At 62.3% G+C, this 16,910-nt stretch carries 18 protein-coding genes; 5 read left to right on the forward strand and 13 right to left on the reverse strand.

The features are described from left to right. Window positions 1–83: 83 nt before the first annotated feature. The 5 genes from OIM99_RS02885 to OIM99_RS02905 form a co-directional block, all read right to left on the reverse strand. Window positions 84–1,097: a DUF4105 domain-containing protein gene (locus OIM99_RS02885; protein ID WP_311848804.1), complete on the reverse strand. Its 1,014-nt coding sequence runs from the start codon at window positions 1,095–1,097 to the stop codon at window positions 84–86. A gap of 196 nt (window positions 1,098–1,293) precedes the next feature. Continuing rightward, entirely contained in the window at window positions 1,294–1,743 is a 450-nt protein-coding gene (locus tag OIM99_RS02890) for an NUDIX hydrolase (protein ID WP_311848805.1), read from the reverse strand. A 105-nt stretch (window positions 1,744–1,848) separates the two neighbouring features. Continuing rightward, a complete protein-coding gene (locus tag OIM99_RS02895; RefSeq protein ID WP_311848806.1) occupies window positions 1,849–2,835 on the reverse strand; it encodes an NAD(P)H-quinone oxidoreductase in 987 nt (328 codons plus the stop codon). A gap of 11 nt (window positions 2,836–2,846) precedes the next feature. Next, complete coding sequence (locus OIM99_RS02900; RefSeq protein WP_311848807.1) at window positions 2,847–3,473, reverse strand: fumarate hydratase C-terminal domain-containing protein; 627 nt, start codon at window positions 3,471–3,473, stop codon at window positions 2,847–2,849. Then, window positions 3,470–4,339 carry a fumarate hydratase gene (locus OIM99_RS02905; protein WP_311848808.1) on the reverse strand — a complete coding sequence of 290 codons (870 nt, stop codon included), beginning with the start codon at window positions 4,337–4,339 and terminating at the stop codon, window positions 3,470–3,472. Before OIM99_RS02905 ends, OIM99_RS02900 begins: the two co-directional genes overlap by 4 nt. 199 nt (window positions 4,340–4,538) lie before the next feature. Here OIM99_RS02905 and OIM99_RS02910 point away from each other — a divergent pair, with 199 nt between their 5' ends. From OIM99_RS02910 to OIM99_RS02920, 3 genes are all read left to right on the forward strand, one after another. Then, window positions 4,539–5,612: an Ldh family oxidoreductase gene (locus tag OIM99_RS02910; RefSeq protein ID WP_311848809.1), complete on the forward strand. Its 1,074-nt coding sequence runs from the start codon at window positions 4,539–4,541 to the stop codon at window positions 5,610–5,612. Window positions 5,613–5,621: 9 nt separating this feature from the next. Continuing rightward, window positions 5,622–6,455, forward strand: coding sequence for a DNA-binding transcriptional regulator (locus OIM99_RS02915; RefSeq protein WP_311848810.1), 834 nt, complete (start codon window positions 5,622–5,624; stop codon window positions 6,453–6,455). Window positions 6,456–6,545: 90 nt separating this feature from the next. Next, entirely contained in the window at window positions 6,546–7,538 is a 993-nt protein-coding gene (locus OIM99_RS02920) for a tripartite tricarboxylate transporter substrate binding protein (RefSeq protein WP_311848811.1), read from the forward strand. Between the two features lie 127 nt (window positions 7,539–7,665). Here OIM99_RS02920 and OIM99_RS02925 read toward each other — a convergent pair whose 3' ends face one another. From OIM99_RS02925 to OIM99_RS02935, 3 genes are read right to left on the reverse strand one after another with little or no spacing between them, the layout of a single operon-like run. Continuing rightward, on the reverse strand, window positions 7,666–8,607 hold the full coding sequence (locus tag OIM99_RS02925; protein WP_311848812.1) for a DUF6282 family protein: 942 nt from the start codon (window positions 8,605–8,607) through the stop codon (window positions 7,666–7,668). A gap of 24 nt (window positions 8,608–8,631) precedes the next feature. Beyond that, the gene (locus OIM99_RS02930) at window positions 8,632–9,549 is read right to left on the reverse strand and encodes a hypothetical protein (RefSeq protein ID WP_311848813.1); all 918 of its coding nucleotides are present in this window, start codon (window positions 9,547–9,549) and stop codon (window positions 8,632–8,634) included. Window positions 9,550–9,561: 12 nt separating this feature from the next. Further along, window positions 9,562–10,344 (reverse strand): aldolase/citrate lyase family protein, encoded by a 783-nt coding sequence (locus OIM99_RS02935; RefSeq protein WP_311848814.1) that lies wholly within the window; start codon window positions 10,342–10,344, stop codon window positions 9,562–9,564. Between the two features lie 252 nt (window positions 10,345–10,596). Here OIM99_RS02935 and OIM99_RS02940 point away from each other — a divergent pair, with 252 nt between their 5' ends. Together OIM99_RS02940 and OIM99_RS02945 are read left to right on the forward strand one after the other, a co-directional pair. Continuing rightward, window positions 10,597–11,523, forward strand: coding sequence for a slipin family protein (locus tag OIM99_RS02940; RefSeq protein ID WP_311848815.1), 927 nt, complete (start codon window positions 10,597–10,599; stop codon window positions 11,521–11,523). A 100-nt stretch (window positions 11,524–11,623) separates the two neighbouring features. Continuing rightward, complete coding sequence (locus tag OIM99_RS02945) at window positions 11,624–12,649, forward strand: fatty acid desaturase (protein ID WP_311848816.1); 1,026 nt, start codon at window positions 11,624–11,626, stop codon at window positions 12,647–12,649. Between the two features lie 123 nt (window positions 12,650–12,772). On the opposite strand, the gene OIM99_RS02950 is transcribed toward OIM99_RS02945, so the two are convergent. Genes OIM99_RS02950 through OIM99_RS02970 form a run of 5 tightly spaced genes read right to left on the reverse strand, consistent with a single transcriptional unit; the run spans window position 12,773 to window position 16,785 of the window. Then, a complete protein-coding gene (locus OIM99_RS02950; protein WP_311848817.1) occupies window positions 12,773–13,348 on the reverse strand; it encodes a TetR/AcrR family transcriptional regulator in 576 nt (191 codons plus the stop codon). Between the two features lie 44 nt (window positions 13,349–13,392). Then, window positions 13,393–13,884, reverse strand: coding sequence for an aromatic-ring-hydroxylating dioxygenase subunit beta (locus tag OIM99_RS02955; protein WP_311848818.1), 492 nt, complete (start codon window positions 13,882–13,884; stop codon window positions 13,393–13,395). Then, window positions 13,884–15,218: an aromatic ring-hydroxylating dioxygenase subunit alpha gene (locus tag OIM99_RS02960; protein WP_311848819.1), complete on the reverse strand. Its 1,335-nt coding sequence runs from the start codon at window positions 15,216–15,218 to the stop codon at window positions 13,884–13,886. The genes OIM99_RS02955 and OIM99_RS02960 overlap by 1 nt, the downstream gene beginning before the upstream one ends. An 8-nt stretch (window positions 15,219–15,226) precedes the next feature. Next, the gene (locus tag OIM99_RS02965; protein WP_311848820.1) at window positions 15,227–16,387 is read right to left on the reverse strand and encodes an enolase C-terminal domain-like protein; all 1,161 of its coding nucleotides are present in this window, start codon (window positions 16,385–16,387) and stop codon (window positions 15,227–15,229) included. Continuing rightward, on the reverse strand, window positions 16,387–16,785 hold the full coding sequence (locus OIM99_RS02970; protein ID WP_311848821.1) for a VOC family protein: 399 nt from the start codon (window positions 16,783–16,785) through the stop codon (window positions 16,387–16,389). Before OIM99_RS02970 ends, OIM99_RS02965 begins: the two co-directional genes overlap by 1 nt. Window positions 16,786–16,910 lie beyond the last annotated feature (125 nt).

Below are 16,910 nucleotides of genomic sequence, written 5' to 3' on the forward strand. Positions count from 1 at the left end.
GGTCTCAGGCTCCCTTTCAACCTATAACCTATATAATTGATCTTTGTAAATGGAGGGAAGCGGCGATTTGCGCGGGATGGCTTTCAGTCGATCATGCCGGTGCGAATGGCCTGCGAGAACTGCGGATCGCGATCGGCGGCCTTGGCGCGCTCGGCGATGCGGCCCGTCCGGCGCAATTCGTCGAGGCTGTGGCCGGGCACCAGGCCGCCGACGTCATGAATATATTCGGGCAGATAGCCGGAAAACAGCAGCCGCGTGTCGAGCGGCAGGCCGGGCACGATGTGCTTGACCATCTCATAGACGATGGTGGTGCAATTGGCGGTGATCGTGTTGTACCAGCGCGGCTTGTCCGCAAGGCTGTTGGCTTTCGCCACATAGGCAAGAAAGAGAGAGCGCATGGCCGGCCGCGTCAGGCCGATGCGATAGAGATAGACGTCTTCCTTGCGGATGTTGGTGCGCAGGCGAATGATGTCGCGCTCATCGGCGGCGATGAGGCTCAGTTCGAACTCCTTGAAGAAACCGCCGATCTCCGAAAAATCCTCGCCCTTCTCCTTGCGGATCTCCACCGAGAAGGTGACATGATCGCCGCCTTCAAAGCCAAAAGAGACGAGCGTGTGTGCGATCGACGGACTGGCCCAATAGGACAGAGCGAGATCGACCGAAGACAGGCGCGAGAGATCATAGGTGCGCGCTTCCCAGCGCGGCGTATAATCGGCTTCGCTGCGCCAATCGAAATTGCGCACTTGCGTCAATCGCACGATGTCGGGCTTGCCAGGATCGATCTCCGCTCGCGTGGTTTGCGCGACATCATCGGCCCAGAGCCGATCGTTGCGGGGCGAGATACTGACCCACCAGAGCAGGAGAGCGGCAAAGCCGCCGGCATAAAGCAGCGAAATTTTGCAATGCCCCATCACCAAAGCGATGATGGCGACCAGCGCGAGCAGTGCCCAGACCGCCACAGCGGCACCTTTCGCGACGGGAGGCCCTGGGAATTGATACCAGAGCGCCAGCGCGCCCCAGGCGCCGGTGAGCAGGATCGCGAGAGCCGCCAAGATGCCGAAGGTGATCCGCCAGAAGCGGTGCAGGGCTCGACCCATGGGGGGAATCTCCGATCGGCAATCATTTGAAATACGAACAGCTTGGAAGCAGCGATATCAGCAAAGAACCCTCCGTGTCATTCCCGACGCGCCGAAGGCGCGAGCGGGAATCCAGAGCAACCGCTGCCGCGTTGATCGTTTTACCGCTCGCCCCTGGATCCCCGCTCAGCCGCTGCGCGGCTGTCGGGGATGACACTCAAGGTTTCCGACAAACGCGCTTCGCCGCCTGCCGCGCGACATCGGCGACGCCGAAACTCATGGCAAGATCGGCGCTCTCCAAAGTGTCGAGATCGAACCACGCGGCTTCCAGCGCATCGTCGCCCGCGACAGGCGTGCCCGATATCCAACGGCAGCGGACCGCGACTAAGATATAGTGGTGCCGGATATTCCGGTCGGCATCGAGATCCAACGCATCGACGGCCGTGACGACGTCACACGCTTCACCGCGAACGCTCGTCTCCTCGAACAGTTCACGGACCGCTGCGGCTTCGATGGTTTCGCCGAGATCGATCTTGCCGCCGGGAAAGCCCCACAGGCCGACGTCAGGCGGATTGGCGCGGCGCACCAGCAGCACGCGATTGTCGCGAATGACGACAGCCAGGACAGCCGGGATTGGTCGCCGCACGGCGGGAGGTAAATCGGGCATAAAACCACACCGTCATTGCGAGCGCAGCGAAGCAATCCAGGGCAAAAGAACGGAACGTCGTAATAGGCCTTCATAGGGCATTTCCTGACGACCTACCACACGCTCCTAGATTGCTTCGACGCGCAGCACCACCTTGCCGACCTGTTCGCCCGCATCCATCAGAGCATGGGCGTCGCGCACGTCGCGCCAATCGAAGGTGGCGCAGATGTGGTTTTGAATGCGGCCGCTCTCAATCAAAGGCCAGACCTGTTCGACCAGTTCGCTGGCGATGCGGCCTTTATAGGTCGCCGGCCGTGGCCGCAGGGTCGAGCCCGTCAAGGTAAGACGGCGACGGACGATGTTGCGCACGTTGACCTCAGCCATCTCGCCGAGATGGCTGGCGATGAGGACGACGCGGCCATCGGGCGCCAGCAGTTGCAACTGCTTTTCCGTATAAGGCCCGGCCTGGCCGTCGAGCACGACGTCGACCTTCTCCTTGCCGATCGCGGCGACAACGTCGGCGACCCAATCGCCGCGATAGCTCACGGTGATATCGGCGCCGATCTCGCGGCACTTGCTTTGCTTCTCGTCCGTGCCCGCGGTGGCAATGACACGCGCGCCGCGCAATTGTTTGGCCATCTGGATCGCCGCCATGCCGACGCCGCTGGTGCCGCCCTGCACCAGAAGCGTTTCGCCATCGCTCAATCGCCCGAGCCAGATGACATTATTCCAGGCGGTGAAGAAGGCTTCCGGCAAAGCCGCCGCTTCGACGAAACTGCTGCCCTTCGGCAGCGGCATGCATTGCAGCGCCGGTACGGCGCAGAATTCGGCATAGCCACCGCCGTTGACCAGCGCGCAGACTTCATCGCCGGCTTGCCACTGCGTGACGTTGGCGCCGACCTGTTCGATGACGCCTGAAACATCGAGCCCGGGCAGATCGGTGGCGCCGGGCGGCGGCGGATAGAGGCCGCGCCGCTGCTGCACGTCGGGCCGGTTCACCGCCGCCGCCTTGACGCGGATCAGCACATCATCGGGACCAAGCTGCGGCATCGGCCGGTCGCAGAAGGCCAGCACTTCAGGCCCGCCGGGCCGGGTGATCTCGATTGCTTTCATCAGTTTCTCGTTCAGCTTTGCGAAGGGCGGCGAAGGTTTTCCAGAATATCCGGCAGGCGCGCCTGCGCCGAGACCATGATGCGCTCGTAGATAGATTCCCCATGGGCATCGATGGCGACCGTCACCGGCCCGAAGCCCGACAGACGGATCTGGTTGAGACGAAATTGCATGATCAGATCTGTCCAGGCGACATCGACGACGCTTTCGACGCCCTGGCTCAACAGCGCCGAAGCGCCGCCGACGAAGGAGAAATAAATGCAACCGACGTCGCGCATAGCCTCGACACTTTCGCGCGACAGCCCGCCCTTGCCGCCCAGTGCGGTGAGACCGAGGCCGCGAATCAAGGTCGGCATCAGAGCGTTGAAGCGGCTCGACGTGGTCGGATTGACGTAGTGCATGCGCGTCGGCCGGCCGTCTTCTTCGTCGTAACAAACGCCCATATGGAAGAAGGCGCCGCCGCGCATCGGCAAGGGCATTTCGCGGCCGGCTTCGACTTCGGCGACCATGCGCTTTTGCGTCGGCATGCCGACGGTGGCGACAGCATCGCCTTCGAGCAGCACCAAATCACCGGCTTTCAAAGTGCGCGCTTCATCGGGCGTCAGGGGCAAGCGCAGGCGGCGTAAAGATGAAGTGTTCATTCGATGCGCTCCACGACACCGGAATTGTAGATCTTCGCCCGCGTGCGCCGGTTGATCCAGCAGTTGAACGATACGGCGATCGGCGTGAAGCCATGACCCGAGGCATAATCGATATGGACGCCGAAGGTGGTCGTCGTGCCGCCGCAGCCCATCGGGCCAAAGCCCGTCTGATTGACCGCGCGGGTGAGGCGCTCTTCCATGTCGGCCACCATCGGATCGGAGTGGCGCGTGCCGAAGGGCCGCAAGGTCGCATCCTTCGACAGTTTCGCCGCGTGATCGAAGGTGCCGCCGATGCCGACGCCGATGACAACCGGCGGACAATGCTGGCCACCGGCGCGCATCACCATCTCCAGAATGCAGCGCTCGATCTCTTCAAGACTGGGGCTGACCAAAGTTTCGATCGCCGCCCAGCGGCCGCCCCCCAGCGCCTTGGGCGCGCAGGTGATGTCCATGTAATCGACATCGCCGATGAGCTCCCAGGAGACCAAAGGCATGTCCTTGCCTTTGAAACTGCGCTCATTGGTCAGCGGATGGGTGACGAAGCGCATGATCGGCGGCTGGATCGTCTCGACCAGATGTTCGAAACCGTCGACGATCGCCTGGCGAATGTCGCCGTCCATACGCACGCGCGAGCCGATCTTGATCGTATAGCTCGGCACGCCGGCATCGGAGCAGAGAAAGCGACCGGTCGTCTCCGCCGTCTCGGCGCTCGCCAACATCAAGGCCAGGGTTTCGCGGGCATGTGGCACGGTTTCGGTCGCGACCGCTTCGCGCAGCTTGGCTTTCGAGCTTTCAGGAATGCGGCGCAGCGACCAATTGTAAAGATCGGCCGTGACCTCCTTGACCAGATCATAGGTGATCGCCATTCAGCCCTCCTACACAGCCCCCAACCCCCACCACCCTCGTGGCCCACCCGGCAGGACAGAGCGCCACATCTAGCGAGCACCCGTTGCGCCGCCGGTAAAAGGCGCTATCGTTTCGCTGGGTGAAATAACCTGGGAGTGGCCCGTGGCGGACTAAAGCCGGCCTATTTTCTGTCCGGCCTGCCATGGGGAGGGAGCGAGTTTGTCATCACAATCTGAAAGCATTCTGCTGTCGGTCACCGCCTTGACCGACGAGGTCGCAGTCCTGTTTGCCGACGCCGGTCTGTCTTCGGCTGACGCACAGCGGATTGCCCGGGCGCTGATCGAGGCCGAGCAGCAAGGCTTGAAATCGCATGGCCTGATGCATGCGCCTGTCTATCTCGAGCGCATGCGCAAAGGCTCGGTCTCGACCCATGATCGCGCCGAGACGGTGAGCGACCATGGCGCGGTCGCCGTGCTCGATGCCCGCCATATGCTTGGCCATCTTGCCGCCGAACAGGCCATGGCCTTGGCCATCGAGAAATCGGGCCGTTTCGGCATCGGTGCCGTCGCCGTGCGGCATGGTTTTCATTTTGGTGCCGCTGGCCGCTATGTCGCGCAAGCAGCGCAAGCCGGCATGGTCGGCATCGCCATGTCCAACACCCGGCCGCTGATGCCGGCACCCGGCGGCGCCGAAGCCGTGGTCGGCAACAACCCGATCGCAATAGCCATTCCCACCGCCGACGAACCGATGGTCGTCGTCGACGTGGCGATGAGCGAAGGCGCGCTCGGGCGCATCCGCCATCATCATCAACGCGGCGAACCAATTCCCGGCAATTGGGCGGTGACGGCCGAGGGCCTGCCAACGACGAGCGCGGCGGAAGCGATCAAGGGTCTGCTGTTGCCGACCGGCGGGCCGAAGGGTTTTGCTCTGGCGATGGCGATCGACATGGCCTGTGGCCTGCTTTCAGGCGGTGCGGTGGGCAGCGAAATCAATGCGCTTTATGGCGATACGAGCAAGCCCAACGATTGCGCCTTTCTGTTCCTTGCCCTGAACCCGCGAGCCTTCGGGGCCGACGATCTGCCGCAGCGGGCGCAGGCACAACGCGAACATATCCGCCAGGCCCGGCGGGCGCCCGATACAGCGGCGATCCGCACACCCGGCGAGATGAAATGGCGCACCGCTGCAACGCAGCAAGAAACCGTGAGGATCGACCGCAACACTTTGTCGGCGCTGCGCGCCTGCGCCGCCCCAGTTGATACGCTTGCCGTTTCTCACGGCGGCGAAAGACCTTAAGATCAGGCCGTGTCTCTTCCCGCTAGCCCTGGTGCGCGCGTGCTGTCGTTTCATCCGGTTCAATCGGTCGTCAAAACGCTGGAGCTTCTGGCCGAGGTCAATCGCACAAGCCTGGCGACCGTTGGCGAATTGCATAAGCGCACCGGCATGCCGAAGCCGACCATCGTGCGCCTGCTCGAAACCCTGATGGCCGCCGGCTATGTGGTGCGCGACGAGCGCATGCGGGGCTATCAGGTGACCTCGGCCGTGCAGCGCTTGAGCGCCGGCTTCCATGGCGCCCCGCTGGTGATCGAGGCGGCGCGACCCTGGGCGACGGCTCTGACATCGCAGATCAAATGGCCCTGCGCCGTGTGCCTGCTCGATCGCGACGCGGTGGTCGTGCGCTACAGCACCATTCCCGACAGTCCGATCTCACCTTTCCATGCGACGCTCGGCTATCGCTTGACCTTGGGCGGGCGGGCGCTCGGCCGCGCCTATCTGCTTTTTTGTCCGGAGGAAGAACGCCAGATTCTGCGCGCCGCCATGCGCACGTCGTCCGATCCCGAAAACCGCAGCCTCACCGACGACGATCTCGAGCGGCTGATCACGCAAGCGCGCTTTCGCGGCTATACCGATCGCGACAGCAACGTGGAGCCGCGCAATTCCGACACGATCGCCGTGCCGCTGATGCAAGGCGAACGGGTGGTCGCCACCTTCGGTGTCACTTACTTCCGCTCCGTCGTCACCACGCCGGAAGATCGCGCCCGCATCATCCATCCGTTGAAAAAGGCGGCGGCCAATATCGAGGCTCAGCTCGAGCAATTGTCGGCGCCCCTGCCCGGTGCGTTTCAGGATGAGAAATGACGGCGGGTTTCTGCCCTTGAAACGCGGCCACCAGCCATATCGTCGCGCTGATAACGCGCCTTAGGCCGCGTTCCGAGGAGAGGGATTTTCATGCCGATCATGACCCGCCGCGCTTTCGCGGCCACACTTGCTGGCGCCGGTGCCTTGGCGCCAAGCCTTTTGACCCAAAGCGCCTTTGCACAAGCCTGGCCGGCGCGCCCGGTGACGATGTTCGTACCGTTTCCGGCCGGTGCTTCCACCGACGTGGTCGCCCGCTTCCTGGCCGAAAAACTGCGTGCCGAATTCGGCCAGGGCTTCGTCATCGACAATCGCCCTGGTGCGGGCGGCAATATCGCCGCCGGCATGGTGACGCGCGCGACGCCCGACGGCTACACCTTGTTTGTGTCCAGCTCCGGCCCGCTCGCCACCAACAAGCTGCTCTATAAATCGATGAATTTCGACCCGACCGCCGATTTCGAACCGATCGCCTTGATCGGTGACGTCAATGTGGTGATCGCCGTGCATCCGTCCGTGCCGGCGAAAACGCTGGCCGAGTTAATCGCCTATGGCAAGGCCAATCCCGGCAAGCTCTCTTTCGGCAGCCCCGGCTATGGCCTGATGGGCCATATGGTTGGCGAACTGCTGCAACGGACGGCCGGTTTCACGATGACGCACGTGCCCTATCGCGGTTCGGCGCCGCTCGCCGCCGACGTCACCGCCGGCGTCGTCAACGTGGCGATCGACTTCCTGCAGCCCTATATCGAACTGGCGAAAGCCGGCAACGTGCGCGCCCTCGCTGTCACCGCCGATGCCCGCGCGCCGCAACTGCCTGAGGTGCCGACCCTCAACGAATCCGGCCTGCCCGGCTTCAACGCGGCGTCCTGGTTCGCGCTCGTCGGCCCCAAAGGCATGCCGCAGCCGGTCGTCGAAAGCCTCAGCAAGGCCGCCAACGCCTGGGTGCGCAGCGACGAAGGCAAGGCGCAGCTCGAAAAGGTCGGCATGCGCGCGATCGGCGGCGGCCCGGAGGCGATCCGCAAGGCGCAGGCCAGCGAATTCGCCAAATGGGCCGAAGTGGTAAAAGAGGCGAAGATTTCGCTCGACTGACGACGAAGGGTTTCAAAAAGCAAAAGCGCGCCGGTTTCGCCGGCGCGCTTTTTTATGCCGAGGCCTCGGTGTCATCCCGAACACGCGCAGCGTGATCCGGGATGACACCCAGGTGTATCAATATCCGCTAGTGCTTCGTTTCCAGATTCAGCAGCGCCGCGGCGTTGTCGCCGGTCATCGCCTTGATCTCGGCATCGGTGAACTGCAGGTCAAGCAGGTGACCGACGATCTCGCGATAGCCATCGACCGGGCGCGGCGCGTTCTTTAGGCCAAGGTCAGAGGACAGAACCGTCCTGCTGGGGCCAACCACGTCGATGACGCGCTTCAGCTCCGCCGGCTCGAACTTCTTCGAGCCGCCCTCGACGAACATGCAGATCGAATGTTCCATCACGGCGCCGAGTGCGGCCAGACCGCGAATCTCGGCATCGTTGATGCTGTTCACCTTATAGGTCGGGTGATTGACCAGCATCTTCTTGACGCCACGCGCTTTCGCTTCCTCGAAAACGGCGAAGATTTCGGCGGTGGCAAGATGGCCGCCAGCCAAGATGACGTCGCCTTCAGCGATGAGATCGAGGATCTGTTTCACTTCGTCGATCAGCTTGCCATCGGCGCCAAACACCGTCAGCGGAATCGGCTCGAGCATTTTCTTGGCGGTCGTCGGAAAAGTCTTCACCGTCCCCGCTGCCAGCACGTCGATATGGTTCTTGGCCGAGAGCGTCGGCATCCACACCTGCTTGGCGCCGATCTTGATGGCGTGATCGACCGCATGCGGGTTGAAGCCGCCAGACGCATTGTTGAGCACGATGCCGGAGAACAACTTTACGCCCGTGTTCGGCACCAGCTTTTCCAGGATGATGGCGTGCGGCGTGCCGAGATAGAAATGATCCTTGTAAAGCAGCGCGCGGAACTTCGCCTCGGCGCAATCCATCATCGCATCGTGATGGTCGAGAATGCGTGGCATGGCGGCGGGGCCGCTGTGGCAGTGCAGATCGATGGCGCCGACGAGGAGCTTTTCGATTTCAGCGGCGCGGGGGTGAGCTTTTTTGGTGGTCGTCTTGGTGGTCGTCATGGAATCCTCCTTTGAAGGCTTCTGTTAAGCGGTTTCGCCGGGCATGGGATAATCGTCGGCATTGATCACCCAGCCGGGCTTGTTGGAAAAATCGAGGCGCGGCGGCGAGAAAATGTCGATCATCTGATTAAGGCCGGGCACCACCGAGCGCGACGTGTGCACCGACGGCGGCGGAATGACGGTGAGCGACGGCGCGGCCATGAATTCATGTTCGTCCTCGCGCCAGATGCGCATATCAGGTGTCCACGGCCAGCGGATGTCGTGGATATAGGCGCCGTCGATGACCAGCGAGCCCTGTTCGAAATCATCGTGATGATGTGGCGAGAGTTTGGCGATGTCGCGCACGCCGTCCCTGGGATCGAGCATGTTGATCATCAAGTTGGTGCAGCGGAAGATGCGGCCGAACCGGCCTTCGCCCTCGGTCACGTCCAGGCTGTAGCGCCGGATCTTCCAGCCGCCGCGCGGCTGCGGCCAGGGCTGCAACAGCGCCACATTCGGATGCGGCTTGGCATAGGAGGCTGCATTGGCGCAGCGCGCCGCCAGATCGTTCGCCACCGTGGAAAAAATGCGGATGATGCGGCCGTCCTGCGCCGCGACGACTTCGGAATCGCCTGGCGGCATGAAGGCGATGGAATTGCCCGGCGTCTCCACCGTTTCGCCAAGCGCCGACAGACGCGCGTCTGTCGTCGCATCGGGCAGCAGGACGCAATATTCATCGGGGTGGTTGGAGCGCGCCAGCTTCGCACCGGCCTTCACATCGGAGAAGGCAACGAGGAAATTCTGCCCGCGCGCATACCAGGTGCGCACGAGCGGTTCATTGTCCTGCGGCGGCTCGGAATAAAAACGGGCATAATCGGCGCCGGCAAAGGCCGTCACGGGCGCGGCTTTCGCTGGCGCCGCCGGGGCCAATTTGGCGCGTGGATCATCGGCATGAAAAGCCATGGCTCTCTCCCTTTAGCTCGCGACTTTCAAGGCGGACATTTCAGCCAGGGCCTGGGCCGCCGCTTTTCTCAAAAAGCCCTGATCGGACGACACGATGAAGGCGCTGGCGCCGCGCGCGGCGAAATCAGCGGCCTCCTCGGCGCCGTCGACCATGACACAGACCGGCTTGCCGACCTTCTTGGCCGCCGCGATGATGGCGTCGACCGCCTCGCGAATAACCGGCGCATCGCGGGTCGGCGCGCCGAAAGCGACGGTGAGATCGCCACGGCCGATGAACACCGCATCGAGCCCTTCGACCGCGACGATGGCATCGATGACATCGAGCGCCGCCGGATCCTCGATCATGGCGATGGTCGCAACGCTCGCGTCGGCGGCATCGACCAGGTTCCACATCTTGCTGCCGCCATAGCCGCCAGCCCGGGTGACGCCCGAGAAACCGCGCGCGCCGCCGCGATAGCGGCAGGCTGACACCAGAGCTTGCGCCTGGGCGACGCTCGCCACATGCGGCGCCAGCACGCCAACGGCACCGCAGTCGAGCACCGACTGGATGGCATCGGCCGAGAGCACCGGCACGCGCACCACGCCGGCCGTTTGCGCCGCGCGCGCCGCCAGAAGCGACACGTCGGTCGAGCCGTGATCGAAGGGGGCATGTTCCTGATCGATGACGACGAAATCAAAGCCGGTGCCGCCGATGATTTCGATGGCATGGCTGGTCGGCGTCTTGATGAAACTGCCGACCAGACATTCACGGTTCAGCAGACGACGGCGGAAAGAGGACTGGGTGGAGTTGAGCATCGACTTCTTCAATGAAAGAGCAATGAAAGAGGATGCAGATGTCTCCCACTTTTGCCGGCCGGATGGAGGGGTGACGCGGCAGCGTTTCACCAGATGGAATATCGCTGGAGCTAGGCCGGACTGGCGCGCTCTAACACCGGGCGGAAAGCCTTTTCGATCATGAACTTAATTTAACGCGCTCTGGCTTAGACATCGCTTGGGAGAGGGTATAATATCGTTGCGGGGACTGACCGCTTGTTCGGGAGTTCCCCTATGAACCCCATCACCCTCTTTCTCACTTTGGCCTGTGCCGCCGTCGGCATCGCCTTGGGCGTCAACGGCAGCCCCTATTGGGCTGGCGCCTTCATCATCGCCGCCGTCATCATCGCGCTCGCGCTGAAGATGGCCAACACCTGGCAGAAGTTCGTGATCCTGCGCGCCGGCAAATTGCATGGCGTCAAGGGGCCCGGCCTTTTTCTCATCATTCCGATCATCGACAATGTGGTGGCGGTGATCGACGAGCGCATTCAGACCACCGCCTTCAGCGCCGAGGCGGCGCTGACCAAGGATACGGTGCCCGTCAATGTGGACGCCATCATCTTCTGGTTCGTCCACAATGCGCAGAACGCCGCCTTGAACATCACCAACTATCGCGAAGCCATCGATCGTGTAGCGCAGACGTCGCTGCGCGAAATGATTGGGTCGTCGATGCTCTCGGCGCTGCTCTCCGAGCGGACGGCGGCCGATGCGTTTCTGCGCGATGAAATCGGCCGCAAGACGACCGACTGGGGCATTTCGGTGAAGTCCGTCGAAATCCGCGACGTCGCCATTCCCGTCGCTTTGCAGGATGCCATGTCGCGACAGGCGCAGGCCGAGCGCGAGAAACAGGCGCGCGTCATTCTGGCGTCGGCGGAGGCGGAGATCGCCGAGAGATTTGTCGATGCCGCCACGACCTATGGTAGCCAGACGGCGGCCCTGCATTTGCGCGCCATGAACATCATCTACGAGACCACCAAGGAACGGGGCGCCACCATTCTCATGCCCTCTTCGATGGTTGACAGCATGAATCCGACCGTCGCTCTGGCGCTCATGGGACAGGGCGATGCGGTGAATATCAAAGCCAACGGGCCGCCCCCGTCGCAGGACCAAACCGCCCCCGTCGAGGTGCCCCCCGACGCGCCAGGCGGTTTAACGCATTAGGCGTTCGACCGGGCGCGACAGTACGTCCTCTATCCTCCCCACCGGCGGCGCGCGACATCTCGTGCCGGGGCGAGAAGCCCGTTTGGGATCACGAGGGTCAATGGTTCAGAATCCTGTCGAAATACGCGCCTTGGCACGTCTCTTTGCCCGCTATCGCACCCCCAGCAACGCCCGCAGCATTCTAGAACTTGGCATTACGATCGTACCTCTGGCCGCGCTTTGGGCCTTGGCCTGGGCCGCCTATACCCTGGGCTATTGGTGGATCGCCCTGCTCCTGGCGGTGCCGGCAGCCGGCTTTCTCGTCCGTCTGTTCATGATCCAGCACGATTGCAGCCATGGCGCCTATTTCCGCAACCGTTCGGCGAACGACTGGATCGGCCGGACCATCGGCGTCATGACTTTGACCCCTTACGGCTTCTGGCGTTCCACGCACTCCACCCATCATGCCAATGCCGGTAACCTCGATCATCGTGGCATCGGCGACATCGACACGCTGACGGTGCGCGAATTCTACAGCCTGCCGACATGGCGGCGCACCCTCTATCGCCTGTACCGGCATCCGCTCGTGATGTTCGGCCTTGGCCCGGCCTATCTGTTCATTCTGCAACATCGCCTGCCCAAGGGCATGATGCGCAGCGGTTGGCGGCCCTGGCTCAGCACGATGGGAACGAATCTTGCGATCGCCGCGCTCGCAGGAACGCTGATCTGGCTCGTGGGCATCGGGCCATTCCTGCTGGTGCATGTACCGATCGTGATTCTCGCGGCGTCCGTCGGCGTCTGGCTGTTTTATATCCAGCACCAGTTTGAGGACACGTTCTGGGCGCGCGGCGAGGCCTGGAGCTTTCACGAGGCAGCGCTGCACGGCAGCTCTCACTATGATCTGCCGGGCATTCTCAGGTGGTTCACGGCCAATATCGGCATCCACCACGTTCACCACCTCAGCAGCAAGATTCCGTTCTATCGCTTGCCCAATGTCCTGCGCGACTACCCGCAGCTCGTCGCGGTCCATCGCATCACCTTGCTGCAAAGCCTGAAATGCGTGCGTAAGACGCTGTGGGATGAACGGACCCGGCAACTCGTCTCGTTTGGAGAGGCGCGCCGCGCCATCGCGACGCAAGCCATCTGAAAATCCTTGTTGTCATCCCCGACGGCCGCGTTGCGCGGTCACCACTTCAGGTTTAACCGCTCGCTCTGGATTCCCGCTCGCGCCCTTTGGGCGCGTCGGGAATGACACCGACAGGCCAGCAACTCAGCCCTTCGCGGCCGGCCCCAGAATGATGTCGCACATGGCGTTGCACAGGCGCTCGATGTCGCGCAGGTCGTTGAGGCGGCGGTTGATGACGAAACCGTCGTTGGCCATCATGAAGAGGTTCGGCAGCACTTCATAGTCGAAGCCATTGTCGGGCAGCACGCCTTTCAGCATGTCCATCAAACGGTCTTCGGTCCATTTCAGCAGCGGCGCCGGCTTGGGCTTCTTCGGGTCGGCCGAGGCCAAGGCCTCCATCAGGCTGTTGACGAGGCCGACATTCTCTTCGGGCATATCGCGCCACACACCCAGCATGATGGTGCGCAGCTTCTCGCGATTGTCTTTCTGCTTGTTGACGCGCTTTTCGAGCCGCTCGAAGGCCTCCTTGTACCAGGGCACCAGGACCGCATAGAGCAGATCGATCTTCGAAGGAAAATAGGAATAGACACTGCTGACACCGATCCCCGTGAGATCGGCGATCTCCTGCAAGGTGGTGCTGTGATAGCCGCGCTCAGAGAAGAGGTCGTAGGCGCTATCCAGGATAGCCTGCCGGATTTCCTTCTTCTTGACCTGAACCATGCTCTCCTTCGTCCCTATAATGGGCGTCCCTGCAAGGGACATCCTTACAACGGAATGGTCATCGGTGCATGCGTGGCGTCGCTGTTCATCAAGGCAACCCGCTTCATCTTGATTCGAAACGCTTCGCCCGAGCGAACCAGATCATAGGAATGGCGGCCTGAATAGAGCGTCTGTTTGTCGCCCTGATGGACGACGCAGATGAAGGTGGCACCGACCTTGAAGGCCGCTTCACCTTCTTCCTGCCCCGCCGGCTCGACCTCGATATTGCCGACCACGTGGGTGGTACGTGGCATCGGCGTCAGCACCAGGGCGCGCTCTTCCAGGAGCCGCTGGACGCGGATCGACAGGATGCCGTGGTCCTCGTAGATGATCGAGGCGACATTCAGCGGATCGGTCTGCCCGGGCTTGCTCGGCATCCAATAAATGCCCTGCGGCTCATAGAGTTTGAGCCAGCCTTGAAAATCGCCGCTGTCGAGCAGGCGAGCCTCCTCGAACAGAAAGAGCTCGATCTGTCTTTGGGTCGTCTGGTCGAACATTAGGCAGCCTCGGCGGTCAGATAGTTCAGCCATGCCTGGAACTGAACGCGCATCGGCATTTCGCTTGCCGCGCCCGAAAGCATGCCATTGGTGTCGCGGCGATCGCTGTCGAGGCCGCGGGAGAAGTCGACCCAGGGACCTTCGTCCTTCGACAGACCCTGCTGGCAGCGCTCGAGCATTTCGATATCGTCGGAGAAGATCATCGAAGCCGGCGAGCCAAGCGTCGTCAGGAAGCGCACCGAACGGTGGAACATTTCGTCCGGCGCACCCTTGAGACGGAAGCAGTAGATGCGCACAAGCGTGCGATCGACGGCGATCGGCGTCGCCACCCGCATCTGCTGGTACTGCGCGTTGATGATGAGATTGGGATAGACGATGTTGTTGAAGCGGTTCATGCCGAGGATCTGGGCCGTCCGCTCCTCTCCGACCTTGGCGACGAGAGAGGCCCTATATTGCGTCGCAACGGGATCGGCCTCTTTCTGCACCAGCACGCCGTTGGAATAGATATTGGTCATATAGGCATGGCCGCCCGGCAGGCCATTGAGCTGGATGCCTTCCCATTCCTTGAAGCCGAAGCCATTGGCAAGCAGCATTTCGCGCGTCTGATCCTGATCGAGGATCGAGGCATTGGCGGGCGCCTTGCGCGCCGGCATCACCGATGAGGCATGAACGAAGCTCGGGTGGAAAATATCGGCGGCATTTTCCATATGCAGCTTCCAATTGCCGCGATATTCCACCGAGAAATAGGATTCACCCATTTCCACTTCGCCATCGGGCGCGCGATCGACGAGATTGTCGATCACCTCGGTCATCGCGCCGAGATGATTGAGCAAAGGCTCCGGATTTTCATTCAGCGTCGCGAAGATGAAACCGCGATAGGTCTGGATCTGCTTAATCCGCTGCATGTGATTGTTCGAATCGTTGAGATCGAAGCTCGCCGGATAGCTCTGGCGATGCGGCACTGACGAGAGGGAGCCATCCGGCTTGAACACCCAGGCGTGATAGGGACAGCTGAACAGCCGGCTGGTGCCCTGATCGACCATGCAGAGGCGCGCGCCGCGATGCGGACAGCGATTGATCAAGACGTTGATCTTTTCATCCTCGCCGCGCGTGACCAGCACTTCGTGGCCGCCAAGCCGCGTGCGCACGAAATCACCCGGCTTCTTCACCTGGCTTTCATGGGCGACATAGATCCAGAGCCGGCCGAAAATGCGCTCCTGTTCCAATTGAAACACGGCGGGATCGGCATAGGCGCGCCGATGCACATGGTCGGGGCGCACAAGACCGCGGATATCATCGGCGGTCGGGATATCGAGGGCATGAGGTTCGGTCATGGTGGGCCTCACTGGAGAAGGTCTTCGAAGATCGTTTGAAACGGCGGGCAGGTTTCCAGGCCGGTGCCGGGGCGATCGGGCAGAACGGCCTTGCCGTCGTGCAGCGGCAGATGCGCGGTCAGACTGCCGAACAGGCTCGCTTGATCCATCGCCACTTCGGCGAGGCCGAGCCCAAGGCCGGCGACACAATGGGCCGCGAACAGATGGCCGGCATGGGGCGCGCAACGCTGGCGGCTCCAGCCATGGGTCTCGAGATCATCGAGGATGCGCAGATATTCGACGAGGCCGTAGCTCAGCGAAATATCGAATTGCAGCATGTCGCGCTCGGGCCGCAGGCCGCCGTGGCGCAAGAGATTGCGCGCGTCGTCGCGGGAGAAGAGATTCTCGCCGGTCGCCAGCGGCAAGGGCGAGGCGGCGGCGATTTCGCGATGCAGATCGTAATCGAGCGGATGCACGGGCTCCTCGATCCAGGCGAGAGCGAAGGGCGCCAAGGCGTCCACGTAGCGCAGGGTTTTTGCGCGATCGAACGTGCCGTTGCCATCGACCGCGAGCGACATGCCGGGGCCAAGCAATGCGTGGATCGCCGCGACACGCGCCACGTCTTCCGCCAAAGTCACGCCGCCGATCTTGATCTTGAAGCGGCGGTGGCCTTCATCGACGGCGCGGCTGATGTCGGCGCAGAGAAGCTTGATGTCATCAACATCACGGTAATGGCCGCCGCTGGCGTAGACAGGCACGTGCCCATCGGTTGCCTGTCCGGATACTTCCGCCAGCAGTTTCCACAGAGGCACACCGGCCAGTTTCGCCTTGAGATCCCAGAGCGCCGCGTCGATGAGGCCTACCGCGCCGCAGCGCTCGCCATGACCGCCCGGCTTCTCGTCCGCCATGACGAGCGCCCAGGCTTTATGCGGATCGATGCCGCCGCTGCCATCGGAATACGATTCAGGCGAAGCCTCGGCGAGGCGCGAGATGAAGCGTTCGCGCAGCAGACCGCCGTGGCCATAGCGGCCGATCGAATCGAAAGCGAGGCCAACGACGGGCCGGCCATCACGCATCGCATCGCTGTGAATGGCGAGCGCGCTCGCCGTCATGCCGCCGAAGCCGATGCTGGAGTTGCGGCTGGCCGAACCCAGCGCGACCGTCTTTTCCCTGATGGCCAGAATGCGCATCAGACGTCCTTCGACTGCCGCCAGTCGTGCGCCGAGACGTCGAAGACAATGCCGTTGATGTCCTTGAACTTCTTCTCGGCATCGACGCCGGGATAGCTCGGCAACTGCATGAAGAACTCTCCGCCGAGCTGTTTGATCTTCTCGGCGGTCTCGTCCTCGTTGTCGACGACGAAGCCGAAATGATGCAGGCCCGCCCAATCCGGACCGCCCTTGCCGCCGATCGTGCCTTCGGGGAAATGCAGCAGGGTGAGGTTCATCACGCCATCCGACAGCGAGATGGCATTGCCGATCGGACTGTCGACCTGGCTGACCCGCTTCAGCTCGAACGCGCCCTCATAGAAGGCCGCGGCCTTCTCAAGATCGGGCACTTGAATGGCAATATGTCTGATTTTGGCCATGACATTCTCCGTTAGGCCCGCGCAAACGGCGGAAAAACTGAGGATAGCGGCACTGCGCCGGCTCTATACTGTATCATAAAATAGAATCTTCTTCGGTTTTGAAAGCGAAAAATTCAGGCAGGCGG

It is taken from the genome of Methylocella sp. CPCC 101449, from assembly GCF_031921685.1.
Classification (GTDB): Bacteria; Pseudomonadota; Alphaproteobacteria; order Rhizobiales; family Beijerinckiaceae; genus Terripilifer.